Genomic DNA, 23,561 nt, shown 5'->3' on the forward strand with positions numbered 1-23,561 from the left:
AAAATCGCGCCTTCACGGCTTGCTTACCATTTTTCGCTAGGCCGGGCGGCATGAGCAAATATGCCGACCCCTGCCCGAAATCCGCCGTCAGCCATGGCGTGGGCATCGCCGGTCTGCTGGGGCTGGGCCTCTGGACGCTGGTGGCGCGGCATTATGGGATGAACGGGCCGAATGCGGGCTTTGCCGCCGTGGTCGCCTGCGGCGTGCCGATGGTCTTGTGGTCGCTGATCGTCGACCGGGTGCATCGCAACGCATCGACCGGGATCGACTGGGCTGCACCGGCGCGGCCATGGCGGGCGGTACTGGACGTCAGCCTGGTCAAGATCGCCGGGCTTTGGGCGACATGGCTGGGCATCGCGGTCTTCTATTGCATCGCGCGCTGGTATTGGAGCGGCAATTACCGCTTTTCCATGGACCTGTTCATGGCCGCCATACCCTGGCTGCTGGCGGCGTCGGTGCCCTATGTGATCTGGCTGGACCGGCGGCTGGTCGAGCCGAAGGACGCAACCCATGCCTTCGGGCAGTGGGTGATCGGCGGCGCGGCGGGGGTGCCTGACAAGGCGCAGGTGGCGCATCATGCGCGGGCCTGGGCGGTGAAGGGCTTTTTCCTGGCCTTCATGATATCGATCGTGCCGGGCAATTTCGCCAGCGTCGTCGACTGGCAGATCGAAGATGCCTTTCGCAACCCGGTGGCGATGGCGGGGTTCCTGATCGCGGTCATGTTCATGATCGACGTCTGCATGGCGACGGTGGGCTATATCCTGACTTTGAAGCCGCTGGATTCGCATATCCGGACGGCCAATCCGCTTCTGTCCGGGTGGGTCGCGGCCCTGATCTGCTATCCGCCCTTCGTGCTGATGGGGAATGGCGGGCCGCTCGACTATCATGCGGGCGGGGCGGAATGGGACGTCTGGACGCAAGGCATGGTGCCACTGCAATGGCTGCTCGGCGTGGTGCTGGTGCTGCTGACCGGCATCTATGCCTGGGCGACGGTGGCCTTTGGCCTGCGCTTTTCCAACCTGACGCATCGGGGCATATTGACCCATGGACCCTATCGCTGGACGCGGCATCCGGCCTATCTGTCGAAGAACCTCTTCTGGTGGTTTTCCTCGCTGCCGTTCCTCAGCCTGTCGGGCAGCCTGACCGACATGGTGCGCAATAGCGCGATGCTGGCGATCACCAATGCGGTCTATTATTGGCGCGCGAAGACCGAGGAAGCGCATCTGGGCGCTGACCCGGATTATGCCGCCTATAGCGCGTGGATGGCGCGCAACGGGGTGGTGCCGCGATTCTTTGCCTGGATGGCGGGGCGGAAGGTTGACGGGGTGGTGCAGCCTGCTGAGTGAGCGTTGCGCAGCACCCTCATCCAACTTCGCCTAACCGGCAGAGCCGGTAAGGCTGCCTATCCTTCTCCCATCGAGGGAGAAGGATAACCTTTAAAAGCTTTCCTCGGCGTAGATTTTGCCGAGGTCGCCCTGCCACTCGCCATGATAGCGGGCCAGCAGCCGTTCGGCATGGGTCTGGCCCGACGCCACGATCTCATCCAGCGGGGCGAGATAGCCGGTTTCATTGTCGCCCGAAGCATTGAGCCGCGCGCGCGCCGAAAGGCCGCTACGGGCGATGGCAAGGACTTCGGCGGCGATGTCGCGCAGTTTGCGGTTGCCCGGCAGGGGCGCGTCGAGGGCCAGTTTGGGCACGGAATCGCGCAGTACCTGCCGTTCCTCCATGCTCCAGTCCTTGACCAGATCCCACGCCGCATCCAGCGCGCCATCGTCATAGAGCAGGCCGACCCACAGCGCCGGCAGCGCGCAGATGCGGCTCCACGGCCCGCCATCGGCGCCGCGCATTTCCAGGAAGCTTTTGAGGCGCACTTCGGGGAAGGCGGTCGAGAGATGATCCTCCCAATCCTTTTCCGTCGGCTTCTCGCCGGGCAGGGCGGGCAGCCTGCCTTCCAGGAAATCGCGGAAATTCTGGCCCGCGGCGTCGATATAGCGGCCGTCGCGATAGACGAAATACATCGGCACATCGAGCGCATAGTCGGCATAGCGTTCATAGCCGAAGCCGTCCTCGAACACGAAGGGCAGCATGCCGGTGCGGCCGGGGTCGGTGTCCGACCAGATATGGCTGCGGTAGGAAAGATAGCCGTTGGGCTTGCCTTCGGTGAAGGGCGAGTTGGCGAAGAGCGCCGTCGCCAGCGGTTGCAAAGCGAGGGAGACGCGGAACTTTTTCACCATGTCCGCCTCGCTGCCATAGTCGAGGTTGGTCTGGATGGTGCAGGTGCGCAACATCATGTCGAGACCCATCGACCCCACGCGCGGCATGTGGCGCAGCATGATGTCGTAGCGGCCCTTGGGCATGATGGGCAGGTCTTCGCGCGTCTTGTCCGGCCACATGCCCAGGCCCAGGAAACCCAGGCCCAGCATGTCGCCGACATATTTCACCTGTTCAAGGTGCCGGCTGGTTTCCGCGCAGGTCTGGTGCAGATTGTCGAGCGGCGCGCCGGAAAGTTCGAGCTGGCCCGCCGGTTCCAGGCTGATCGTGCCGTCGGTGCCGGACAGGGCGATGATATTCTCGCCCTCGAACACCGGATTCCAGCCATAGCGGGTGAGGCCGATCAGCAGCGTGTGGATGCCGCCCATCTCCTCATAGGAAGGGGCGTGATGATCCTTGCGGCTGTAGACGAATTTTTCATGCTCGGTGCCGATCCGCCAGCGATCCTTGGGCTTGGCGCCCTTGGAAAAGGCCGCGATCAACTGGTCGCGCCCCTCGATGATGGGATCGATCCCCCCTGAGTCGGTTCTGGTGCTCATGCCCCGCCTTAATCTTTGCCCCTGCCGCGTCAAACTGAGAACGCGCGGCGTCCAGATAAGCTGCGTTGATGACAGCTTCAATCCGGTTGCGGAAGAAAACGATTAGCGCCAGTCGCCATTGAGCGTCATCCAGGCGGTGGTCGCGGCGATGGCGGCGGTTTCGGCGCGCAGGATACGGGGACCCAGCGAGACCGGCACGGCCTTGGCCAGCGCGCGGATCGCCTCGCGCTCCGCGGGGTCGAAGCCGCCTTCGGGACCGATCAGGAAGGCCGCCGGGCCGGGATGGGCCTTGAGCGTATCGGCCAGCGCCCCGCCGCCGGTTTCGTCCGCGAAGAAGAGCCAGCGGTCATCCGGCCAGTCCCGCAGCAGCGCGTCCAGCTTCACCATTTCGCCCAGGTCGGGCAGGGCGGTGCGGCCGCATTGTTCGGCCGCCTCGACCAGATGGCTGTGCAGGCGGTCGAGATTCAGCCTGTCCACCACCGCGCGCCGGGTAAGCACGGGCTGCAGCCTCGCCACCCCGAGTTCGCAGGCCTTTTCTGCGATCAGGTCGATGCGGCCCTTCCGGATCGGGGCGCAGCAAAGCCAGAAATCGGGAACATCCTCGGGCGGCCTTGTCTGGCGGACGATGTCGAGGACCAGGTCGCGCTTGCGGATATCGCGGGCGCGGGCCGCCCATTCGCCCGACCGGCCATCGAACAGCAGCACGATATCGTCCGGCTTCACCCGCATGACGCTGATGAGATAATGGGCGGGATTGCCGTCCACCGGAACGGCCACGCCCTCGCCCAGCGGCGTTTCGACATGAAGGCGCGGGGCGCTTTGCGGCGGCCAGGCGGGAGTTGCGGTCATTTTGTCTCTTCCATTTGCGCCCTGCTTGTCGAAGCGCCTTTCTTCCCTAAAGAGAAGGGCGGCCCTTCGACAAGCTGGTACGAGTCACGTGCCGCGAACCCAGGGCTGAGGGAGTCGTGGTGAATCAGACGATAGTTCCCGACAGCGAAGCGCGTGGTTTGCTCGCCCGCCTGCCGGATACCCCGCGCGCGCTGGCGCTGCTGGCGCGGTTCGACCGGCCGATCGGCTGGTGGCTGCTGTTCTGGCCGGGGGCCTGGGCGGTGGCGCTGGCGGGCGGGGCGCGGATGCACTGGCCGCTGATCGCCTGGCTGCTGCTGGGCAGCGTCGCGATGCGCGGGGCGGGATGCGTGTTCAACGATATCGTCGATCGCGACCTGGACCGGCAGGTGGCGCGCACGGCGTCCCGGCCGCTGGCGAGCGGGGCGGTGTCCCTGAAAACCGCCTGGATGTGGCTGGTGTCGCTCTGCCTCGTTGGACTGGCGGTGCTGTTGCAGCTCCACCTCGCTGCGCAGGCCGTCGCCCTGGGGTCGCTGGCTCTGGTGGCGGCCTATCCGTTCATGAAGCGGATCACCGGCTGGCCGCAAGTCTGGCTTGGCCTCGTCTTTTCCTGGGCGGCGCTGGTCGGGTGGTGCGAGGTCATGGGATCGATCACCCTGCCGGGGCTGCTGCTCTATGGCGGCTGCCTGTTCTGGGTAGTGGGCTATGACACCATCTATGCGTTGCAGGACCGCGAGGATGACGCGCTGATCGGCATCGGGTCGAGCGCGCTGTCCATGGGGCGCCATGTGCGGGCCGGGGTGGCGCTTTGCTATGCGCTGGCGCTGGGACTGTGGGCGGCGGCGATCTGGCAGGTGCGGCCGCAGGAACTGGCGTTGCTGGCTCTGCTGCCGATGGCGGTGCATCTGGTCTGGCAGGTGGGGACGCTGAAGGAGGATGGCATCGATCCGCTCACCAAATTCCGGTCCAATCGCTTTGCAGGATTGCTGATGTTCCTGGGATGTCTGGTCGTCGGGAGTGCCGCATGAGCGGTCCGCGACAGGGCGAGGATTGCTGGCGTATCGAGCGCGCTGCCCAGGCGAGCGTGATCGTCGATGCGGATGCCTATTTCCGTCACGCCCGCACGGCGATGATGAAGGCAAGGCGGCGGATCATGCTGATCGGCTGGGACTTCGATTCGCGCATCAGCCTGATCCGCAAGGATGAGGCGGAGGATGACGGGCCGGTCATCATCGGCGATTTCATCAGCTGGCTTGTGGATCGCAGTCCCGATCTGGAAATCTACCTGCTGCGCTGGGATGTGGGCGCGATGAAGTCGATGGTGCGGCCGTCGAACCTGATCACCACGGTCAGGTGGATGGCGCATCCGCGCATCACGGTGAAGCTCGACAGCCATCATCCGCCCGCCGCCTCGCATCATCAGAAGATCGTCGTGATCGACGATTGTTTCGCCTTTTGCGGCGGGATCGACATGACGGCGGATCGCTGGGACACGCGGCATCATCGTGATGACGATCCGGCGCGGCGGCGTCCGGACGGCTCGCCCTATGGTCCTTGGCATGACGCGACCACCGCCTTGCAGGGGCCGGTGGCGGCGGCGCTGGGCGAACATGCGCGCAACCGGTGGAGGGGCGCGGGGGGCGGCGAGCTGGCGCCGGTAGAGGGCGTGGCGGATTGCTGGCCCGAGACGCTGCCGGTGCAGTTCAGGGACGTGGATGTCGCCATCGCCCGCTCCGCGCCGGAAATGGAGGATCAGACGCCGCTGATCGAGATCGAGCGGCTTTATGTGAACCAGATCGCTTCGGCCCGGCATTCCATCTATGCCGAGAGCCAATATTTCGCCTCCCGCCGCATTGCCGAGGCGATCGCAGCGCGCCTCGGCGAAGCGGACGGGCCGGAGATCGTCATCATCAATCCGGAGCAAGCCGATGGCTGGCTGGAGCAGCAGGCCATGGACACCGCCCGTGCCCGGCTGTTCGAGGCGCTGAAGGCGCGGGACGTCCATGGGCGGCTGCGGCTCTACCATCCCTTCACCGCGCGCGGGGAGCCGATCTACGTCCATGCCAAGGTGCTGATCGCCGATGACCGGGTTTTGCGGGTGGGATCATCCAATATGAACAACCGGTCGATGCGGCTCGACACGGAATGCGACGTCACGATCGATGCGGCGCTGCCTGCCAACAAAGGGCAGGAAGCCGTCATTCGGGGAATACGCGACGATCTGATCGCCGAGCATCTGGACCTGCCGGTCGAGCGGGTGGCGGCGGTGATCGCCGAGCGCGGGCTGATCGCCGCCATAGAGCAGTTGCGGGACAAGCCGGGCCGGACCCTGCGCCCCTATGCGACGCCGGACCTGAACGGCGTGCAGGCATGGCTGGCGGACCATGAAGTGCTCGATCCCGAAGGGCCGGGCGAGATGTTCGAGCCGGTCGAGCATCGCGGGCTGTTCCGCCGCATGCGCGGGTGGATGGAGCGGGGATGAAGCCTATTCGGCGGCGAGCAGGGCCTCCGCGCCGCCGAGGTTGACCGAAACAAGGCGACTGACCCCGCGTTCGACCATGGTGACGCCGAACAGCCGGTGCATGCGCGCCATCGTCACCGCATTGTGGCTGACGATCAGGTAGCGAGTGTCGGTCTGCCCCACCATCGCGTCGAGCAGGTCGCAGAAGCGCTCGACATTGGCGTCGTCCAGCGGCGCGTCGACTTCGTCCAGCACGCAGATCGGGGCGGGGTTCGTCAGGAAAAGCCCGAAGATCAGCGCCACGGCGGTCAGCGCCTGTTCGCCGCCCGACAGCAGGGTCAATGCTGCCAGTTTCTTGCCCGGCGGCTGGGCCATGATCTCCAGGCCCGCTTCCAGGGGATCGTCGCTGTCGATCAGTTCCAGATGCGCCTGGCCGCCGTTGAACAAAGTGGTGAAGAGGCGGCGGAAATGGCCGTCCACCGCCTCGAACGCGGCGAGCAGGCGCTGGCGGCCCTCCCGGTTCAGGCTGCCGATCGAGCCGCGCAGGCGGTTGATCGCCTGGGTCAGTTCATCGCTTTCGGCGCGGCTGGTGGCCTGGGTGGTTTCCAGTTCCTCCAGTTCCTGCGCCGCGACGAGATTGACTGGGCCGATCCGCTCGCGCTCGGTGGACAGGCGGTCATGCTCGGCCTGCTCATTCTGGGCGATGCGAATGTCGGCGCTGGCGAAGCCGAGCTTTTCCGGCAGGACCGGCGGCGGGCATTCGAAGCGTTCGCCGGACAGGCGGTTGGTCTCGACGCGCCTTTCGTCGGCCGCCTCGGCCCGGGCGACGGCGGTGGCGCGGGCTTCCCGCGCGCTGGCGAGGCTTTCGCCCGCCTGGGAGGCGCGCTGTTCGGCGGCGCGCAGCAGGGCTTCGGCTTCGCTCTCTTCACGGCGGGCGGCGTCGGCGGCCTGGGTGAGGCTGTCGCCTTGCTCGGCGAGGGCCGCGATGGTGGCGGCAAGGCTGTCGGGCTGGTCGGCGATCGACGCGCGCTCCCGGGCGATGGTTTCGCCGCGCTCGACCATGGCGGCGATGCGCTTGGCCGCCTCGCCCGCGCGGGCGCGCCAGCCCCTGGCCTCGGCATCGGCGGCGGCCATGCGTTCGCGGTCGCTCGCCAGCGCGCGGTCGGCGAGCGCCTGATCGGCCTGCAACTGGCTGACGGCGAGACGGGCCTTTTCGCTCGCCTGTTGCAGCGTGGTAACGAGGCTGCGGGTTTCCTCGCCGTCCGGCATGGCGGCGCGGCTGGCCTCGGCCTTGTCCTGTTCGGCCTGCGCGGCATGACGATCGGCGCGGGCTTCGGTCAGCCGTTCCTCGATGGCTTCGCGGCGGCCGGTCAGCCGTTCGAGCGCGGTGGCGGCCTCGTCGGCGGCGCGGAGCGCGGTGCGCAGGCGCTGGTCGGCATCAGAAAGCTGCGCGCGGCCGGTGGCGAGGGTTTGCGCGGCGTCACGCTCGCGTGTCGAGGCGGCATCCTGCGCGGCGCGGGCGCTCCCGACTTCCTCCTCGGCAGCGGGCCGGGCGGCGGCAATGGCTTCGAGGCGATTGAACCGGATCAGCCGTTCGGCCGCCGCCGCGCCGCCCTCGGCCGCCAGATAGCCGTCCCAGCGGCGGAGTTGGCCGTCCTTGGTGACGAGCCGCTGGCCGACGGCAAGGGGCTGGCCTTCATCGCTCTCCGCCACGGCGACTTGCGCCAGACGGCGGGCCAGTTCGGCCGGCGCGGTGACATGGGCGGAAAGGGCGGCGCAGCCTGCAGGCAAAGCGGGGTCGCTGTCGAGCGGCGCCGCACCGGCCCAGCGGCGCTTGCCTTCTGCGGCGATGGGAGCCTCCAGATCGTCGCCCAGCGCGGCGGCCAGCGCCCGTTCGAAGCCGGGCGCGGCCTTCAACCGGTCGAGAGCGCGGCTGCGGTTGCCGGTGCCGCTCTCGACGGCGCGCTGGAGGGCGGCGGCTTCGCTGTCGAGCGCAGCCAGTGCGGCGCGGGCGGAAGCGAGCCCGGCTTCGGCACCGGCGCGGGCCTCGGCGGCTTCGGCGCGGCTGGTTTCGGCAGCGCGGATCGTGGCTTCGGCGGCGTCGCGGTCGGCGCTGGCCTGCTGTTGCGCGGCGAGCGCTTCGGCGCGCCGGGCTTCGAGCGGGGCGGCGTCGGGCAAGGCGGCGGCTTCGGCTTCAAGGCGCTGGGCTTCGCGGCTCGCCCGGTCCAGGCGGCTGCGCGCCGCAGCCAGGGCGGCTTCGGCCACGCGCAGTTCGGCCTGCTCGCCCGCCTGTTTCGCCATGGCTTTGGCAAGATCAAGTTCGGCGTCGCGGGCAGCGTCCTCGGCGCGGGCGATGCGGCCCGCGAAATCGGGGCGCATCGCTTCGGTTTCGGCGATCCGCGCCTTGAGCGCGGCGATTTCGCCAGTGAGGCGCGCGATCGCCTCCGCCGCGTCATTGGCGAGCGTGCCTTCGCGTTCCCGGTCTTCCTCCAGCCGGTCGGCCTGTTGCGCAAGGTCATGGAGGCGGCGCACCACGCCGTCGCGCTCGGTGCGCAGAGCCGTGAGCCTGTGTCCCGCCTCGCTGGCGGCGTCGCGGGCGCTCTGGGCTGCGGCGCGCTTTTGCGCCAAAGCCTCGACCGCGGCATTGGCGTGGACGGCGGCCGCCTGTTGCGCTTCCTGCGCGGCGATGACGGCGCTTTCGGCCTGTTTGGCTTCGCCACGGGCGGCGTCGGCGCTGGCGGCGGCTTCGCGCCAGCGGGCGAAGATGGTGCGCGCTTCGGCGACGCGGATCTGTTCGGACAGGCGGATATAGCGTTCCGCCGCCTTGGCCTGGCGGCGCAGGCTGTTGGCGCGGGCGTCCATGTCCGACAGGATTTCATCGAGCCGCATGAGGTTCGCCTCGGCGGCACGCAGCTTCTGTTCCGCATCCTTGCGGCGGACATGCAGGCCCGAAATGCCCGCCGCCTCCTCCAGCATGGCGCGGCGTTCCTGCGGCCGGGCGGCGATGACGGCGGCGATGCGGCCCTGGCTGACCAGCGCCGGACTGTGCGGGCCTGTGGCGGCGTCGGCGAAGATCAGCGAGACGTCCTTGGCGCGGACGTCGCGGCCATTGGCGCGATAGGCGCTGCCGGCGCCGCGTTCGATGCGGCGGGTGACTTCCAGCTCGCCGTCGGCGCCCACCTCCACCGCGTTGAACAGTTCGCCCTGTTCCTGGATGGTGAGCAGCGAGACTTCGGCGAAATCCCTTTGCGGACGGGTGGAGGTGCCCGCGAAGATCACATCCTCCATGCCGCCGCCGCGCATCGACTTGGCGCTGGATTCGCCCATCACCCAGCGGATCGCCTCCAGCAGGTTGGACTTGCCGCAACCGTTCGGCCCGACAATGCCGGTGAGGCCGGGTTCGATGCGCAGTTCCGTCGGATCGACGAAGCTCTTGAAGCCGGAAAGCTTGAGGCGCTTTATCTGCATGGGAACCGGTCGGGGCAGCGACACGCCGCCCCGCCTTCAGCGGGAAGCCGGATCGACGATGTCAGCCCCCTATTCTCCAATCAGATGCCTGCTTCCTTGAGCTTGGTGCGCAGCGCCGGCCAGGCGGCAGTGTTTTCGACCATCACGCCATTCAGGATGAAGGTCGGCGTACCTTCGATCTTATATTGCTGATTGGCCTGCTCGACGCCCTTGGCCAGCCTGTCGGCGGCGCCGGTGTCGGCCAGGCATTGCTTCGCCTGATCCTCCGATATGCCGCGCTGCTTGGCGAAGTCCACCAGGCCGACGGCGGCGGCGAGCTGGCCGAAGCGCTGTGCCGCAGGGGCGCTCATCAACGCCTTGTATTTCTCGTCGCCCAGCGCCTGCGCCTTTTCGAACATGGCGTTCTGGTTGGCGAAGAACTGTTCGGAGATGGGATAGTAGATATCCTTGCCGCCGCAGTGCGCCAGCAGCGCCGTCGCCATGTCGATCGGATCACGGATATAGTTGCGGAATTCGAAGCTCATCTTGCCGCTGTCGACGATCTGCTTGATCTCATCGGCCGATTCATGGGCGAAATCGCGGCAGTGCGAGCAGGTGTAGCTGCCATATTCGACCAGCTTCACCTTGGCATCGGGGTTGCCCATGACGAAATGGCCGTCGGGCGTGGCGGCGATGGTTTCCGACCATTTGGTGCCCGCGGGCGCCGCGACGGCGGCGACGGGCGCGGCGGAGGTGGTGCTGGCTTCATCCTTCTTGCCGCAGGCGGCGACGGTGAGGGAAAGGGCGATCAGGGCAAGTCCGGAAAGGGCTTTCACGTTGTTCTGGCTCCGCTTGTCGGGCGATAGGTAGGTCAGGGGTTTAGATTACTGCGTCACATCGGGCAATGCGGCCTGGAGATGCGTCCAGTCCGACCTGCGGACCAGCGTGCCGTTCAGGGTGAAGCCCGGCGTGCCGGAAATCTGCACCTTGTTCCACGCCTCGTCGGTCATGGCGAGGATCTGCTTCATGGCTACAGGGTTGTTGATGCAGGCGTCGAGCTGGGCCGGGGTGAAGCCGCGCCTGGCCATCAACGCGTAGAGGCCGGTCTTCTGCCCGATATCGCGCAGCGCGGCCTTCTGGTCCGTCGGCTTGACCGCATCCTTTTCATAGGCCTGGAGCTTTTCCATCCAGTCGTCCTGATTGGCGAACAGCGCCTCATGATTGCCGAAGAAGCGCCTCGGCCCGCCGCAACGGGCCAGCAACGCGGCGGTCAGGTCATATTTGTCGCGCACGGCGTTGCGCACCTCGACGCTGACCTTGCCGGTCCTGACATAATTGGCCTTGAGCGGCGCGCTCGCCTCTCCGACGAAATGGGCGCAGTGGGAGCAGGTATAGCTCACATATTCGACCAGCTTCGACGGGGCGGCCGGATTGCCCAGCACATGGCCGCCGATCGGCGAAAGGGCGACCTGCGCCACCCAATTGGCGGCGGGAGCGGCGATGACGCTCGCGGGGATGGCGAGCAGGGCGAGGAAGGCCAGGCGGAGTTTCTTCATGCGGTGGTCCAGTGATGCGCCGCCCCTGTCACGGCTTTCCGAAATGATCAGCCGATCTTGGGCAAACCGCTGGAATTGGCAAGCCCCTGCGCCAGCGATTCGAGGACGGCGCGCAGTTCGGGGTCGCCGATGTCGCGCAGCGAATCGCCCAGCTCGACCGGGATCGGCTTGAGATTGCGGGGCGGCGGGCGGCGTTCCGGCTCGGTGGCGCGGATCATGCCCTGCTTCATCGCGACCCTGGCGACGGCGGCATAGCCGAAAAAACGGTTCACCCGGTCGATGATGTCGGGCAGCACATGCTGGATCATCGGCGCATGGCCGCTCATCACCGTCAGTTGCAGCGTACCGCCCGCCTTCTTGCCGGCGGGGAAACGGATCGATTCGGGTTCGCTGATTTCGGCATAATGCGGGCCGACGATCTCCGCCCAGCGGGTGACGATGCTGGATTGCACGAAGCCGAACTTGCGGAAGGCGGCTGCGCCGATGGCGGGCATCAGGTCCGCGATCCGCCGGGGCGCGCCGACGCGCGGGCGTTCCTCCGCCTGTCCCTTGCGGCTTTTCATTTTTGGGGGCGCTGGGCGTTCCGTCATCCGCTTCTTAATGGCATAGGGCAGCTATGCGCGTCGAGGGTAACGAGAAGAAAATCGCGGCGGATCTGCTCGCCCATTATGACGTCCATGCGCGTCGGCTGCCCTGGCGCGTGCCGCCGGGCGCCAATGGCGCCGACCCCTATCGGGTGTGGCTGTCGGAAGTGATGCTCCAGCAGACGACGGCGGCGGCGGTAGGCCCCTATTTCGCGAAATTCACCGGGCGCTGGCCCGATGTCACGGCGCTGGCGGCGGAGGAGGATGCCGAGGTGATGGCCGCCTGGGCGGGGCTTGGCTATTATGCGCGTGCCCGCAACCTGCTGGCCTGCGCGCGGGCGGTGGCGGGCGAGCATGGCGGCGTCTTTCCCGATACCGAGGAGGGGCTGCGCGCGCTGCCGGGCGTGGGCGCCTATACGGCGGCGGCGGTGGCGGCGATCGCCTTCGGACGCCGGGCCGTGGTGGTCGACGCCAATGTCGAGCGGGTGGTGGCGCGGCTCTTTGCGATTCCCACGCCTCTCCCCGCCGGGCGGGCGGAGATTCGCGCAGCGACCGACGCCATCACGCCGGACGCGCGCGCCGGCGACTTTGCGCAGGCGATGATGGACCTGGGCGCGACCATCTGCACCCCTCGCAATCCGGCCTGCGGCATTTGTCCGTTGCGGGAGGACTGCGCGGCTTTCCTGACTGCCGATCCGGCCGCTTTCCCGGTCAAGGCGGCGAAAAAGGCCAGGCCGCATCGCCTGGGCCATGGCTGGTGGATCGAGCGGCCGGACGGGCATGTCTGGCTGGTGCGGCGGCCGGGCAAGGGGATGCTGGGCGGCATGCGCGCCCTGCCCTCCTCCGAATGGAACGAGGCGCCGGACGCGACGCCGCCGCTGGCGGCCCAGTGGCGGCGGGTGAGCGAGCCGGTATCTCATGTCTTTACCCATTTCTCCCTCGCATTGACGATGCATCATGCCCATGTGGGGGAGGATGCGGCCCCGCCCGGCGAGGGAGAATGGTGGCCGGTGGCCGAAATCGGGAAGGCTGGGCTGCCCACGCTGTTCGCGCGTGCCGCGCAGGCTGTGATCGGCGAGGCCGGAATCAAGGAGAGGGTGGAAAATGCACGGTTCTGAAGTCCGGCCATTGCAAACCGTGGCCTTTGCGGGGGGACGGCTCGACCGGGTGGATCATATCCGCACCAACCCCGATCTGCTGGCGGAGGTCTTTGCCTCGCCAATCGCACTTCGGGTGGTGCTGGACGGGTTGGAGCCGGTGGTGCGGGACGGCCGCCTGCTGATGGAGCCGCTGCCGAAGGACGCCTGGATCGAGCATTTCGCGCTGCTGGGGCTGGATGAGCAGCAGCGGCCGATTTTCGTGGAACTGCTGGCGGATGCGCCGGACAATTCGCTTCCCACCCCGCGCAGCCGGGGGCTGGTGCACGAGATTCCGGGGCATGAGGTCGCGCTCTACGGCACGGCGCGCAGCCTGCTGTCCTGGCATGTGCGGCATCGCTTCTGCTCGGTATGCGGGCAGCGCACCGGGCCGGTGAAGGCGGGCTGGTCGCGCCAGTGCCAGTCCTGCCGCGCGGAGCATTTCCCGCGCGTCGATCCGGTTGTCATCATGCTGGCCGAGCATCGCGGAAGGGTGCTGCTGGGGCGGCAGCATGGCTGGCCGGACGGGCGCTATTCGGCGCTGGCCGGTTTCGTCGAACCGGGCGAGACGCTGGAGGAAGCGGTCATGCGCGAGATCAAGGAGGAGGCGGGCGTCACCACGCGTGACGTGCGCTATGTGATGAACCAGCCCTGGCCCTACCCCTCGTCGCTGATGATCGCCTGCACCGCGCAGGCCGATGACGATGCGCTGAAGATCGACGAAAATGAATTGCAGCACGCCTTCTGGTGCGACGCCGAAGGGGTACGAGCGGCGCTGGCAGAGGAAGAGGGCGCGCCCTTCGTCGCGCCGCCGGTGATGGCGGTCGCCCGGCATCTACTGCAGCACTGGCTGGACGGGCAGGTTGCGGGCACCACCCCAAGCGCGTAAGGCCCCACCCTTGGTTCCGTCCCTTTCAGGATTATCTCTGTCCCATGCTCAGTCTTGAAGAAGCCCAGTCCCGCGCCCAGGATCTGGTGACGGCGGCGCGCAAGGCGGGGGCGGACGCGGCCGACGCCATCTATGCCTGCAACGCATCGACCAATGTTTCGGTGCGTTTGGGCGCGCTGGAGGATGTCGAGCGGTCGGAAGGCGAGGAAATCGGCCTGCGGGTCTTCATCGGCCAGCGATCGGCCAGCATTTCGGCATCGGACATGAGCCCCGCGACGCTGGCGACGCTGGTCGATCGCTGCATCGCCATGGCCGGGCAGGCGCCCGAAGACCCCTATGCCGGTCTCGCGCCCGAGGACCGGCTGCTGAAGAAGAAGCTGCCCGCGCTGGATCTGACCGATCCGTTCGAACCGGAGCCCGCGCAGCTCAGGGAACGCGCCCTGATTGCCGAGGAAGCGGCGCGCGCCGTGCCGGGCATCACCAACAGCGAGGGCGGCGGCGCGGCGACCGGACGCAGCCAGGTCGCGCTGGCGACCAGCCATGGCTTTGCCGGTGCCTATGCCGGGACCAGCCATTCGACCTGGGCCAGCGTGCTGGCGGGCGCGGGCGCGGACATGCAGCGCGACCATGCCAGCCACAGCGTCCGTCATATCGGGGATCTGGACGATGCGGAGGCGGTCGGCACCCGCGCCGGGCACCGGGCGGTGGCGCGGCTGCATCCGGTGAAGGTGGAAAGCGGCGTGATGCCGGTGATCTTCGACCCGCGCATCGGTTCCAGCCTGGTCGGGCATCTGATCGGCGGGATGGTCGGTCCGGCGATCGCGCGCCGGTCGAGTTTCCTGCTGGATTCGCTGGGCGAGGCATTGTTCGATTCCGGCGTCACGATCATCGACGATCCGCTGCGGCTGCGCGGGCTGCGCTCGCGGCCCTTCGACGGGGAGGGATTGCCGGTGGAGCGCCGCGCGCTGATCGATGGGGGCGTGCTGACCGGCTGGCTGATGGACAGCGCCTCGGCGCGGCAGCTGGGGCTGGAGCCGACCGGCCATGCCAGCCGTGGCGGCAGCGGCGCGCCGGGCGCGGGCGTCACCAACGTCCATATGGAACCGGGCACGCTGTCGCCCGGCGACCTGATGGCCGATGTCAAGCGCGGTCTCTATGTCACCGAACTGATCGGCATGGGCGTCAATGGCGTCACCGGCGACTATAGCCGGGGCGCGGCGGGCTTCCTGATCGAAAATGGCGCGGTGGCGCAGGCGGTGTCGGAAATCACCATCGCCGGGAACCTCAAGGACATGTTCCGCGCGCTGGTACCCGCCAATGACCTCGCCTTCCGCTATGGCATGAACGTGCCGACGATCCGCATCGACGGGATGACCATTGCCGGTGGCTGATCCCTTTCTACGCGATCTGGTGTCGGTGGTGTCGGATGCGGCCGACCGGGCGCTGACGCTCTGGGCGGGCGGGGAGACGCGCGTGCGCCAGTGGGAAAAGGTGCCCGGCCATCCGGTGTGCGAGGCCGATCTGGAACTGGACGCGATGCTGCGCGAGCGCCTTTATGCCATCGATCCGTCCGCGGGCTGGCTGTCGGAGGAGACTGCCGACACCGTGCACCGGCTGAACCTGCCCCGCGTCTGGGTGGTCGATCCGATCGACGGGACGCGCGACTATCTGCGCGGAAAGCCCGGCTGGGCGGTGTCGGTGGCCCTGGTCGAGCATGGCGAGGCGCGCATCGGGATATTGGCCGCGCCCGCCCGCAACGAACTGTGGATCGCGCAGGCGGGGGAAGGGGCGACCCGCAACGGGCGGATATTGCGGGCAGGCGGGCGGTCCAGCCTGGCCGGAGCGCGGGTGCCCGCCGACCAATTGCCGCGCCATGACCGCGACCTCGTGACGGTGGACAAGCCCAACAGTATTGCGCTGCGCATGGCGATGGTCGCGGCGGACGAGGCCGACCTGGTGGCGACCGTGCGCTGGGGCAATGAATGGGACGTCGCCGCAGCAGCGCTGATCGCCGAGGAAGCGGGCGCCATCGTCACCGATGCGCTGAGCAACCCCTTTTCCTTCAACCGGCCGCAGCCGACCGCCTTCGGGCTGCTCTGTGCGGCACCGGGCATCCATGCCGCCGCCGCCGAGCGGCTGGCGCCCCGCGCGCGGGAAATATTGGGCAGGGGCTGAACGACAGGCGCCCGACCTGACGGAGCAGGCTCAGTTCGGCTTGGGCGACGGCAGGCGGGACAGATTGTCCGCCGCCGCTTTGCCTGCCGGCGTATCCGGCGCCAGCTTCACCGCGCGTTGCCATGCCGAACGGGCCATATCCTCATGATCGGTGAGGACGGCGATATTCCCTTCCTCCAGCGCGACCGAGGCATCGTCGGCCGCAAGCTGGACCGCCCGCGCGATATGCGCCTGCGCCAGCTTCATCTCGCCTGCGCGGCGGGCGAGCGTAGCTGACAGCAACCAGCCAAGCGGGTCCCGCGGCACCTGTGCCAGCGCAATATCGAGCGATTCCCGCGCGCCCTGAAGGTCGTTCAGCGCGACCAGCGCCCTGGCGCGGTCAAGATGGACCTCGCCCTTCTCGACCCCGTCCGGCAGGCCGCGCGCCAAAGCCGCGTCGAAATCGTCGCGTGCTTTCGCCACGTCTCCGCCCGCCAGCGCGGCATTGCCCGCCTGCGCCCAGAGCCGGCCGCTCTGCACCATCTCGCCGTTTCGCTCCGCTTCGTCCGCCCCCTGTTCGAAGGCGACGATCGCGGGCGCCCAGCGTTCGGCGCGGGCATAGGCAAAACCCATGCAGTTGCGCGCATAGAAGCTGCCGCCCTCGACGCGCCATTTCTGGGCAAAGGCGACGCCCTGCTCCGGCGCCTCTATCGCCTGATCCAGGCAGGCCTGGAACTTGGCCGCATATTTGTCCGGCACCGGTATGTGGCCATCGCTGCTCGTCGCGGCGGGAGTGGGGGCGGCGGGAGCGGGGGCGGCGGGAGCAGGGGCCGCAGCCGCCTGCGCCTTTTCCTTCTGCCGGTTGCGCATGACCGCCTCGATCTCCGGATCATAGGCTTGGGGAGCGAGCAGCAACAAGGGAAGCAGAAAGGGCATCAGAGGCTATCCAACAGGCTGGCGACGGTCCGGATCAGCAAGGCAATGTCCGGTTCGCGGGAAAGACGGTGGTCGCCATCCTTAATCAGCAGCGTCTGCACATCGGATGAACGCAGCCGTTCGGCAAGGCGCAGAGCGGTCGCCCAGGGCACGTCCGGGTCATCCTGTCCCTGCAGCAGCCGCACCGGGCAATCGATCGCAATCTCCCCCTCCAGCAGCCGGTTCGCCTGCCCCGATTCCCAGAAGGCCAGCGTGGTGACATAAGGGTCATCGCCATAGGGGGTCGGCTCGACGATCCGCCCTTCAGTCGCCAGCAGCGCCTTGTCCGCGTCGGTAAAGCCCCATTGGGTGAAATCGGGCGCCGCCGCGATGCCGACCAGTCCTGCCACCCGATCCGGCCGGGCGAGCGCGATCAGCAGTGCGAGCCATCCCCCCATGGAGGAGCCCACCAGCACCACCGGTCCCTCCGTCAGGGCATCGATCAGCAGCAAGGCATCGTCGCGCCAACTGGCCAGCGTGCCTTCATCGAACCGCCCCTCGCTCGCACCGCAACCCGCATAGTCGAGCCGCAGCATCGCCCGCCCCTGCGCCACAGCCCAGCCATCGAGCGCGACCGCCTTGCCCCCCTCCATGTCGGACATGTAGCCGGGCAGGAAGACGATCACAGGCCCGGCCCCCTCGCGCTGCCGATAGGCAAGCCGCAATCCGTCCGGCCGGGCGAACATCCGTGGCGGGGCGAGGTCATTCATGACAAGTCTCCAGTGGGTTGCCGGCGCTGGCCGGCAGGTCATGAAAGCGCCGTAGGAAGCTCTTGGCCCGGAAACCAGAAAAATAAAAATAATGCACCAGGGCCGATTGACAGCCCCCAGGGCAGCGGCTAGTTGCGCGCTCCTACCCCGTGCCCAGATGGCGGAATTGGTAGACGCACCAGCTTCAGGTGCTGGCGATCGCAAGGTCGTGGAGGTTCGAGTCCTCTTCTGGGCACCAATACTGGCTCTGGAGACGTCCAGCAGCATCCAGTAAGCGGCTGGTTTCACAGCATTTTTAGACCGAGAATCGCCAGACACCGTCCGGCGAAATCCGGCTAAGGGCAACAGCAGCGGCAACAAAAGTTGCCCTTATTGTTGCCCTCGGATCGACCCGGCTTTGCTGGGAAAACGACCATGCTGACCTACATCCAGATCAATGCCGCCAAGCCGAGGGAAAAGGCTTGGACCCTGAGTGATTCTCAAAGCCTCTATCTTGTCATCCAGCCCAATGGCTCGAAGCTGTGGCGCTTCAACTACCGCTTCCTCGACAAGCAGAAGAAGCTTCACCTCGGTGGCTGGCCGACCATAAGCCTCGCAGAGGCGCGCACCCGGCGCGACGAGGCCAAGAAGAAGATCGCCAACGGGATCGATCCGGCGCTCGACAAGAAGCGCGCGCGGATCGCCGCCAAGTATGCCGCGGCTAACACCTTCCAGGCGGTCGCCGAGGAATGGCTCGTCAAATGCGAGCGGGACGGTCTCGCGCCGGTGACAGTCGATAAGATTCGTTGGCTTCTCGCCAAGGCCTATCCGTTGCTCGGCACCATCCCGATCGCACAGATCACGCCGCATGAGGCGCTTGCCGTGCTTCGCAAGGTCGAGGCGACCGGCGCCTACGAAAGCGCACGGCGCATGCGCAGCGTCCTCAGCCGCGTGTTCCGCTATGGCGTGGCGACGGTTCGGTGCGACAAGGACGTCGCCGCCGACCTTCGCGGCGCGATCGCCGTACCCAAGGTCAAGCATTTCGCTGCCATTACCCGGCCATCCGATGTCGGTACGCTGCTCCGGGCGATCGACGGCTACACCGGGCACAAGGTGACGGTCATGGCCATGCGCCTCTCGCCGCATGTGCTGCTACGCCCCGGCGAACTCCGACAAGCCGAGTGGACGGATATCGACTTCGACGAGGCCATCTGGTTCATCCCGGCCGAGCGGATGAAGATGCGGCGCCCCCATCGCGTCCCGCTCTCACGACAGGTCATCGAAATGCTCAAGGAACTGCACGAGCACACGCACTGGTGGAAATACCTGTTCCCGTGCCTCGGCAAGCCGCGCAAGGCGATGTCGGAGAATGCCGTCAACCAAGGCCTTCGCAAGCTCGGCTATACGACCGACCAGATGACCGCGCACGGATTCCGGGCGATGGCTGCGACGCTGCTCAACGAGATGGGTGAATGGAACCCCGACGCGATCGAGCGCCAGCTTGCGCACGTCGATACCAACCAGGTCCGGCGCGCCTATGCCCGCGGCGAATATTGGGACGAGCGCGTCGAAATGATGCAGCGGTGGTCGGACTATCTCGACCGATTGCGCGATGGCGGGAAAATCCTGCGGCCCGCCTTCCCGGCGGCGCGGCGCGCCTGATCGCTGGCAGGGAACGTGTCGATTTCGAAAAGGCGTCGGCACGTTCCCAAAAGCGATGCGGCCATTGTCATAGCCTCTCACCCGATTTCGTGAGCACGAACCATGTCGAAATACGTCAAACCCACCCCCTTCGCATTGCCCTCGCCAGGCGGGGTCTCCGTTGGAAACCTGCCGCAGGCGAAGCGGCACAAGCGCAAATTCGACGCGGTGATCACGATCGAGGAGCCGGGTGCCCGACCGAACCTGCGACTGAGATTCGCGCCCGATCCGGGCCGGGAACATCTGGTGCTCCAGTTCGAGGACGTCGACACGGATAGCCTTGGAATCCGCGTGGCGACGCAAGCAGACGTGGAGCGGGCCGTCGCCTTTGCGCGATCCTGGACCGATCGCTCGCTGTTGGTGCATTGCTTTCACGGTGTTGGTCGCTCCGCCGGGATTGCACTCGCTATCCTCGCCGACCGGCTTGGTCCCGGGAACGAGGCTCAGGCGCTGGAGCGACTGCTGGCGGTCAGACCGGAGGTAACGCCGAACCTGGTCGTCGTCGCCCTTGCGGACGAACTGCTCCGCAGATCAGGCATGCTGGTAGCAGCGGTCGCGGCTTGGGAGGTTACAGCGCCCGGCCTCACCGAGGCCCGGGCCATGCGCCTGCATTTCGCGACTACGCGGCCTGAACTCTATGCGCGTGCGCAGCCCGGCGAGAACTGAATCAGGACTTGCGGACCGAGGTAGATGGTCGGTCGCAGGCAGCACAAAGGCGCCGTCCCAAAGGGACAGCGCCTTCTAGAGCGATACATCGCGAAGTTATTCAGCGCCGCTGCCGACCGAGGTGGTCTTCGGGGCCTTGCCGTCCTCGACCCGACCTTCGTTGCGAAGGTCGCGCCCTTCCTGCGCCTTCTTTTGCGCCTCGGGCGACTTGCCGTGCTCGTTCATCTCTTCCTTAACATAGCCGGCGGCTTCCTTGGCCTTGCCTTCGATGCTCATGATCATCTCCTTTGGACAGTGTGACTTTCCGTCCTCCAAAGAACCAGGCGGGTGCTGGCATCGTTCCCGTCGATCAAGGCGGCACCACTCACGGATCGGGCGAAATGCGGCTGGCGGTTAGCGCCTTGAGACTGGCGAACTGCACCAGCGTGCAGCGGCCTACTTTCACCGTGTCGATGTCACCGGACTGGATCAGCTCGTAGATCCGCGATCGGCTAAGACCGGTAATTCGGACTGCGGTCGAAATACGCACCGTGAGCGGCTCGATCTTCTGCTCCCAAGGCCGCTCTATCATGTGCGGCCTCGCTTCGCGTCATCTCGCGCTTTCGCGAAACCGCGATCGCTCTCGAGAAATGCTGCCAGCATCGCAGGGATCAGCTCGGTAACCGGCTCCTCGCGACCATAGACCTGCGCGTAGAGCGCACCATAATCGTTGAGGGCGCTTTGCAGATCGGGCGTTATGGTGATGGCGAGCTTCACCGGCGTGCGATCGGGCAGCTTGCCGAGTCTAAGGTCGACCATGGTCACGCTCCCGCCGTGCCGCGCCACGGCGCGAGGATGAGGTCACGGGTCACCAGAACACGGACGGGTGCGCCCGGCCTGATCGTGATGGTCGGCTGGATGTCGAGGTTGCGCTGCGTGATCTGATCGCCGGCGCGTGCCGTGTTCGATTGCGCGGATTCGCGGATAGCCTGGACCAGATCGCTCTCGCCGGAGATCGACAGCTCTGAACCGACGCCGAGCAACGTGGCGATCGCGACGCCTTTCAGAAGCGTCCATGTGTGGAAATCGACCTTGTCGGTGAGCCCCGCATAACCCGCCGGATCGGTCGCGGGCATGTTGTCGAGCCGGATCGAGCTGCCATCGGGCAGGATGAGACGCTGCCAGACGACCAGTGCGCGACGCTGGCCGAACGCCACGACGGAATCATATTTGCCGATCAAGCGGGCGCCTTGCGGCACGAGCAGAATATTGCCTGTCACCGTGTCGAAGACGTTTTGCGTCACCTGCGCAGTGACCATTCCGGGCAGATCGGAGTTCAGCCCGGTGATGAGGCTTGCCGCGATCACGCTGCCGGCCAGCAGGCTGTTCGGCGAGACCGGCGCGACGAGGCTGCCGGAGTTCAGGTCACCATCCCTGTCGCGTGCGGAAGCGAATTGCTCCTTGCGTGTGCCGGTCGCGGCTGGGGCCGGCGGCGCGCCCGAACCGCTCACGGCCGGATCGACGCCCAGCGAAACGGGAGCTGCGCGGCTCGATTGCACCTGCGCCATCAATCCCGATTCCCGCGCGGCCTTGAGATCGGCAAGCCGCTGCTGGCGCTCGGCTTCGGCGGTATCGACCCGCGCGGACGGGACGACGCCCTCAGCTTGCTGCTGTGCCCGCAGGATCGGCCGACCGAGATCGCCGGGAAGTGGCGGTCCGAGCTTCGGCGCGTCGCCATAGCTGGACGGCAGGCCGGAGAGCGCATCGGACGCCGGCTTCGACAACGGCTGCGACAGTTCGCTGTCCTGCGCCACCTGTCGGAAAACCTGCGGCTTGAGCGCCATCCAGGCGATCCCCATTAGGCTGACCGATCCGAACGCCGCGATGCCGATGATCGCGCCCTTGCGGAAGCGGATCGCACGCGCGGGGCGTGAACGTATGGCGAGGGTCTCAGGATCGACTTTCGGCGGCAGAGCCGATGCGGGCGGCGTGCGTGCGGCGACCTCGGTCATGCGCCCCTCCGCTTGGCTGCCGGCGCGATGCGGTCGATCCGCACGACCTGCTGCTTTTTTAGGCCAAGCCGAAGTTCAGCTGCATCGAAGATCCGGTCGACGACGTAGAAGCGGCCGCTCAGCCGGTAGTTGACCAGCTCGGCCTTGCCCTCGCGATCGACCAGGAACAGCGGCGGAGCTTCGTTGCTCGCCAGCGATGCTGGGAATTCGACATAGGTCCGCTGTCCGTCATCGAAGGCGCGCAGCGGACGCCATCCGGGCCTGTCGCCGCTGATCGCATAGTTGAAGTGAAGCGTCTCGAGCGACAGTCCCGAGGCGATCGGCGTGGCGGCCCGCTCGGCATCCGCCTTACGCCGGAGTGCGAGCAGCTCATCCTGCGGATAGGTCCAACGCATCGACGACAGCGCGGTCGCCGACGTGCTGACCAGCCGGACGTGGTAGGTTCGACGGTCGGTCGTCACGACGAGATTGGTCACCAGACCGGCGGAAAAGGGCTTCACGAGCAGGTGAGTCTGCTTCGTGTCGCCCGAGCCGCTGGTGGTATCTCCGATCACCCAGCGTGCGGTGTCGCCGCTCGCCACGGCGACCAGCGATTCACCGGGCTGGAGGACGATGTCGGTCACCAGTCCGGGCGCCGTGTAGGCGATGTAGATCGTGCCCTCGCTCCACGGGTAGACCTGCGCACCGCCGATGAACCCGGACGGTGCCGGGCGGAACGTCGCCGCGCGATTGGCGGCCGCGACATGACGGACCGATCCCGCAGTCGTCTCAGGCTGCGCGATCGCAGGCACAGCGGCGAGAATGCCGACAAGCGCGGACAAGATGGCGGACTTCATGGTTGCGTCTCCTGGGTGTTGGCGGCCGGTTCGGCGAGCGTGGGGTCGAGCGGCGACCCTGCGGGGATCGAGCCTGCGACAGTCGAGGGTGGGTTTACGGGTAACGTCGCCGGCGCAGGCCGGGCGGGCGCGTCGCCGTCCAGTTCGCGGCTCCAGTCGATCGCGTCGACGTAGATGCCGAGCGGATTCTTGCGCAGGACGTCGGCCGATGTCGGCGGCCGGGTCACTGTGGTGAGGATCGCCGTCCAGCGCTGGACGCCCGCCTGGCTGCCGCGTTCGAACGCGGTTTCGGTCCATTTGACCTGGAACGACTTGTCCGAGGCGCGCACGACGCTGGTCACCTGCACCGACACGGTGCGCTCGCCGACATTGGCGAACGGTGATGCAGACCGGGCATAGTCTCCGAGGAACTGTGCGCCGCGCTTGGTCGCGAAGTCATAAGCCTGGAGCCAGTCTCGACGCATCAGCACCGAATCGAGCGATACCGAGCGGACATTGATGATGAAGTGCGACAGGTGCCACGCGACCTGTGGATCGGTCGGCCGATACTCGACATCGACCGCCTGCACGGCACGCGCCTCGCCGAGCCGGTCGACCTCGACCACATACGGCGTCACGCGGCTCTGCATCGACTGCCACGCGAGACCGGCCGAAGTCCCGGCAGTCAGCAGCAGGCAGCCGAAGGCCATCAGGCGCCAGTTTCGCGCCTGCACGCGCGCCGAGCCGATCCGGTCGTCCCATAGCTGGCCCGCCCGTTGGTACGGCGTCTCGGGAAGTGGCGTGCGCCCGTAGCGCTGCACGCTTCGCTTGAAGAACATAG

23 protein-coding genes and 1 tRNA gene are annotated in these 23,561 nt (G+C 67.1%); 10 read left to right on the plus strand and 14 right to left on the minus strand.

The window, feature by feature from the left end; translation table 11 throughout:
• Positions 1 to 50 precede the first annotated feature (50 nt).
• Positions 51 to 1,346, plus strand: coding sequence for a methyltransferase family protein (locus MJ601_RS18775; RefSeq protein WP_242129325.1), 1,296 nt, complete (start codon positions 51 to 53; stop codon positions 1,344 to 1,346).
• A gap of 90 nt (positions 1,347 to 1,436) precedes the next feature.
• On the opposite strand, the gene MJ601_RS18780 is transcribed toward MJ601_RS18775, so the two are convergent.
• Together MJ601_RS18780 and MJ601_RS18785 are read right to left on the minus strand one after the other, a co-directional pair.
• Positions 1,437 to 2,810 (minus strand): glutamate--cysteine ligase, encoded by a 1,374-nt coding sequence (locus MJ601_RS18780; RefSeq protein WP_242129255.1) that lies wholly within the window; start codon positions 2,808 to 2,810, stop codon positions 1,437 to 1,439.
• A 102-nt stretch (positions 2,811 to 2,912) separates the two neighbouring features.
• Positions 2,913 to 3,659, minus strand: coding sequence for a 16S rRNA (uracil(1498)-N(3))-methyltransferase (locus MJ601_RS18785; RefSeq protein WP_242129257.1), 747 nt, complete (start codon positions 3,657 to 3,659; stop codon positions 2,913 to 2,915).
• A gap of 119 nt (positions 3,660 to 3,778) precedes the next feature.
• On the opposite strand from MJ601_RS18785, the gene ubiA reads away from it, so the two are divergent.
• Together ubiA and MJ601_RS18795 are read left to right on the plus strand one after the other, a co-directional pair.
• On the plus strand, positions 3,779 to 4,684 hold the full coding sequence (ubiA, locus tag MJ601_RS18790) for a 4-hydroxybenzoate octaprenyltransferase (protein WP_242129259.1): 906 nt from the start codon (positions 3,779 to 3,781) through the stop codon (positions 4,682 to 4,684).
• Positions 4,681 to 6,138, plus strand: coding sequence for a phospholipase D-like domain-containing protein (locus MJ601_RS18795; RefSeq protein ID WP_242129261.1), 1,458 nt, complete (start codon positions 4,681 to 4,683; stop codon positions 6,136 to 6,138). Before ubiA ends, MJ601_RS18795 begins: the two co-directional genes overlap by 4 nt.
• 3 nt (positions 6,139 to 6,141) lie before the next feature.
• Here MJ601_RS18795 and smc read toward each other — a convergent pair whose 3' ends face one another.
• The 4 genes from smc to MJ601_RS18815 all read right to left on the minus strand — a co-directional run bounded on the left by smc (position 6,142) and on the right by MJ601_RS18815 (position 11,710).
• Complete coding sequence (smc, locus tag MJ601_RS18800; protein ID WP_242129328.1) at positions 6,142 to 9,585, minus strand: chromosome segregation protein SMC; 3,444 nt, start codon at positions 9,583 to 9,585, stop codon at positions 6,142 to 6,144.
• Between the two features lie 80 nt (positions 9,586 to 9,665).
• A complete protein-coding gene (locus MJ601_RS18805) occupies positions 9,666 to 10,400 on the minus strand; it encodes a thioredoxin domain-containing protein (protein ID WP_242129262.1) in 735 nt (244 codons plus the stop codon).
• Between the two features lie 48 nt (positions 10,401 to 10,448).
• Positions 10,449 to 11,120 (minus strand): thioredoxin domain-containing protein, encoded by a 672-nt coding sequence (locus tag MJ601_RS18810; RefSeq protein ID WP_242129264.1) that lies wholly within the window; start codon positions 11,118 to 11,120, stop codon positions 10,449 to 10,451.
• 47 nt (positions 11,121 to 11,167) lie between these two features.
• Positions 11,168 to 11,710: a DUF721 domain-containing protein gene (locus MJ601_RS18815; RefSeq protein ID WP_242129266.1), complete on the minus strand. Its 543-nt coding sequence runs from the start codon at positions 11,708 to 11,710 to the stop codon at positions 11,168 to 11,170.
• A 26-nt stretch (positions 11,711 to 11,736) separates the two neighbouring features.
• Here MJ601_RS18815 and MJ601_RS18820 point away from each other — a divergent pair, with 26 nt between their 5' ends.
• The 4 genes from MJ601_RS18820 to MJ601_RS18835 are packed head-to-tail and all read left to right on the plus strand — an operon-like array spanning position 11,737 to position 15,904.
• A complete protein-coding gene (locus tag MJ601_RS18820) occupies positions 11,737 to 12,822 on the plus strand; it encodes an A/G-specific adenine glycosylase (protein ID WP_242129267.1) in 1,086 nt (361 codons plus the stop codon).
• On the plus strand, positions 12,809 to 13,729 hold the full coding sequence (gene nudC, locus MJ601_RS18825; RefSeq protein WP_242129271.1) for an NAD(+) diphosphatase: 921 nt from the start codon (positions 12,809 to 12,811) through the stop codon (positions 13,727 to 13,729). The genes MJ601_RS18820 and nudC overlap by 14 nt, the downstream gene beginning before the upstream one ends.
• Positions 13,730 to 13,773: 44 nt before the next feature.
• The gene (locus MJ601_RS18830; RefSeq protein ID WP_242129273.1) at positions 13,774 to 15,120 is read left to right on the plus strand and encodes a TldD/PmbA family protein; all 1,347 of its coding nucleotides are present in this window, start codon (positions 13,774 to 13,776) and stop codon (positions 15,118 to 15,120) included.
• Positions 15,107 to 15,904 (plus strand): inositol monophosphatase family protein, encoded by a 798-nt coding sequence (locus MJ601_RS18835; RefSeq protein ID WP_242129275.1) that lies wholly within the window; start codon positions 15,107 to 15,109, stop codon positions 15,902 to 15,904. Before MJ601_RS18830 ends, MJ601_RS18835 begins: the two co-directional genes overlap by 14 nt.
• 30 nt (positions 15,905 to 15,934) lie before the next feature.
• Here the strand turns inward: MJ601_RS18835 and MJ601_RS18840 are convergent, their stop codons facing one another.
• Together MJ601_RS18840 and MJ601_RS18845 are read right to left on the minus strand one after the other, a co-directional pair.
• Positions 15,935 to 16,819 carry a tetratricopeptide repeat protein gene (locus MJ601_RS18840; protein ID WP_242129277.1) on the minus strand — a complete coding sequence of 295 codons (885 nt, stop codon included), beginning with the start codon at positions 16,817 to 16,819 and terminating at the stop codon, positions 15,935 to 15,937.
• A complete protein-coding gene (locus MJ601_RS18845; protein WP_242129279.1) occupies positions 16,819 to 17,568 on the minus strand; it encodes an alpha/beta fold hydrolase in 750 nt (249 codons plus the stop codon). The genes MJ601_RS18840 and MJ601_RS18845 overlap by 1 nt, the downstream gene beginning before the upstream one ends.
• Before the next feature lie 151 nt (positions 17,569 to 17,719).
• On the opposite strand from MJ601_RS18845, the gene MJ601_RS18850 reads away from it, so the two are divergent.
• From MJ601_RS18850 to MJ601_RS18860, 3 genes are all read left to right on the plus strand, one after another.
• Positions 17,720 to 17,806, plus strand: a tRNA-Leu gene (locus MJ601_RS18850).
• Positions 17,807 to 17,982: 176 nt separating this feature from the next.
• Positions 17,983 to 19,209, plus strand: coding sequence for a tyrosine-type recombinase/integrase (locus MJ601_RS18855; RefSeq protein ID WP_242129281.1), 1,227 nt, complete (start codon positions 17,983 to 17,985; stop codon positions 19,207 to 19,209).
• A gap of 102 nt (positions 19,210 to 19,311) precedes the next feature.
• Positions 19,312 to 19,914, plus strand: coding sequence for a tyrosine phosphatase family protein (locus tag MJ601_RS18860; protein ID WP_242129283.1), 603 nt, complete (start codon positions 19,312 to 19,314; stop codon positions 19,912 to 19,914).
• Positions 19,915 to 20,010: 96 nt separating this feature from the next.
• Here MJ601_RS18860 and MJ601_RS18865 read toward each other — a convergent pair whose 3' ends face one another.
• The 6 genes from MJ601_RS18865 to trbF form a co-directional block, all read right to left on the minus strand.
• Entirely contained in the window at positions 20,011 to 20,190 is a 180-nt protein-coding gene (locus MJ601_RS18865; RefSeq protein ID WP_242129285.1) for a hypothetical protein, read from the minus strand.
• A gap of 88 nt (positions 20,191 to 20,278) precedes the next feature.
• A complete protein-coding gene (locus MJ601_RS18870; protein ID WP_242129286.1) occupies positions 20,279 to 20,485 on the minus strand; it encodes a helix-turn-helix domain-containing protein in 207 nt (68 codons plus the stop codon).
• Positions 20,482 to 20,712, minus strand: a complete 231-nt coding sequence (locus tag MJ601_RS18875; protein WP_242129288.1) for a DUF2274 domain-containing protein — start codon at positions 20,710 to 20,712, stop codon at positions 20,482 to 20,484. Before MJ601_RS18875 ends, MJ601_RS18870 begins: the two co-directional genes overlap by 4 nt.
• 2 nt (positions 20,713 to 20,714) lie before the next feature.
• On the minus strand, positions 20,715 to 21,905 hold the full coding sequence (locus MJ601_RS18880; protein WP_242129290.1) for a TraB/TrbI/VirB10 family type IV secretion system protein: 1,191 nt from the start codon (positions 21,903 to 21,905) through the stop codon (positions 20,715 to 20,717).
• On the minus strand, positions 21,902 to 22,741 hold the full coding sequence (trbG, locus tag MJ601_RS18885; protein WP_242129292.1) for a P-type conjugative transfer protein TrbG: 840 nt from the start codon (positions 22,739 to 22,741) through the stop codon (positions 21,902 to 21,904). Before trbG ends, MJ601_RS18880 begins: the two co-directional genes overlap by 4 nt.
• The gene (gene trbF, locus MJ601_RS18890; RefSeq protein WP_242129294.1) at positions 22,738 to 23,559 is read right to left on the minus strand and encodes a conjugal transfer protein TrbF; all 822 of its coding nucleotides are present in this window, start codon (positions 23,557 to 23,559) and stop codon (positions 22,738 to 22,740) included. The genes trbG and trbF overlap by 4 nt, the downstream gene beginning before the upstream one ends.
• Positions 23,560 to 23,561: the final 2 nt, after the last annotated feature.

This window comes from Sphingobium trunci (assembly GCF_022664535.1).
GTDB lineage: Bacteria > Pseudomonadota > Alphaproteobacteria > Sphingomonadales > Sphingomonadaceae > Sphingobium.

Bases quoted from the DNA above. Each gene is read 5' to 3' on its own strand.
- MJ601_RS18775 (WP_242129325.1), top strand. From the start codon at position 51: ATGAGCAAATATGCCGACCCCTGCCCGAAATCCGCCGTCAGCCATGGC.
- MJ601_RS18780 (WP_242129255.1), bottom strand. From the start codon at position 2,810: ATGAGCACCAGAACCGACTCAGGGGGGATCGATCCCATCATCGAGGGG.
- MJ601_RS18785 (WP_242129257.1), bottom strand. From the start codon at position 3,659: ATGACCGCAACTCCCGCCTGGCCGCCGCAAAGCGCCCCGCGCCTTCAT.
- MJ601_RS18795 (WP_242129261.1), top strand. From the start codon at position 4,681: ATGAGCGGTCCGCGACAGGGCGAGGATTGCTGGCGTATCGAGCGCGCT.
- smc (WP_242129328.1), bottom strand. From the start codon at position 9,585: ATGCAGATAAAGCGCCTCAAGCTTTCCGGCTTCAAGAGCTTCGTCGAT.
- MJ601_RS18810 (WP_242129264.1), bottom strand. From the start codon at position 11,120: ATGAAGAAACTCCGCCTGGCCTTCCTCGCCCTGCTCGCCATCCCCGCG.
- MJ601_RS18815 (WP_242129266.1), bottom strand. From the start codon at position 11,710: ATGACGGAACGCCCAGCGCCCCCAAAAATGAAAAGCCGCAAGGGACAG.
- MJ601_RS18820 (WP_242129267.1), top strand. From the start codon at position 11,737: ATGCGCGTCGAGGGTAACGAGAAGAAAATCGCGGCGGATCTGCTCGCC.
- nudC (WP_242129271.1), top strand. From the start codon at position 12,809: ATGCACGGTTCTGAAGTCCGGCCATTGCAAACCGTGGCCTTTGCGGGG.
- MJ601_RS18830 (WP_242129273.1), top strand. From the start codon at position 13,774: ATGCTCAGTCTTGAAGAAGCCCAGTCCCGCGCCCAGGATCTGGTGACG.
- MJ601_RS18840 (WP_242129277.1), bottom strand. From the start codon at position 16,819: ATGCCCTTTCTGCTTCCCTTGTTGCTGCTCGCTCCCCAAGCCTATGAT.
- MJ601_RS18845 (WP_242129279.1), bottom strand. From the start codon at position 17,568: ATGAATGACCTCGCCCCGCCACGGATGTTCGCCCGGCCGGACGGATTG.
- MJ601_RS18855 (WP_242129281.1), top strand. From the start codon at position 17,983: ATGCTGACCTACATCCAGATCAATGCCGCCAAGCCGAGGGAAAAGGCT.
- MJ601_RS18860 (WP_242129283.1), top strand. From the start codon at position 19,312: ATGTCGAAATACGTCAAACCCACCCCCTTCGCATTGCCCTCGCCAGGC.
- MJ601_RS18865 (WP_242129285.1), bottom strand. From the start codon at position 20,190: ATGAGCATCGAAGGCAAGGCCAAGGAAGCCGCCGGCTATGTTAAGGAA.
- MJ601_RS18870 (WP_242129286.1), bottom strand. From the start codon at position 20,485: ATGATAGAGCGGCCTTGGGAGCAGAAGATCGAGCCGCTCACGGTGCGT.
- MJ601_RS18875 (WP_242129288.1), bottom strand. From the start codon at position 20,712: ATGGTCGACCTTAGACTCGGCAAGCTGCCCGATCGCACGCCGGTGAAG.
- MJ601_RS18880 (WP_242129290.1), bottom strand. From the start codon at position 21,905: ATGACCGAGGTCGCCGCACGCACGCCGCCCGCATCGGCTCTGCCGCCG.
- trbG (WP_242129292.1), bottom strand. From the start codon at position 22,741: ATGAAGTCCGCCATCTTGTCCGCGCTTGTCGGCATTCTCGCCGCTGTG.
- trbF (WP_242129294.1), bottom strand. From the start codon at position 23,559: ATGTTCTTCAAGCGAAGCGTGCAGCGCTACGGGCGCACGCCACTTCCC.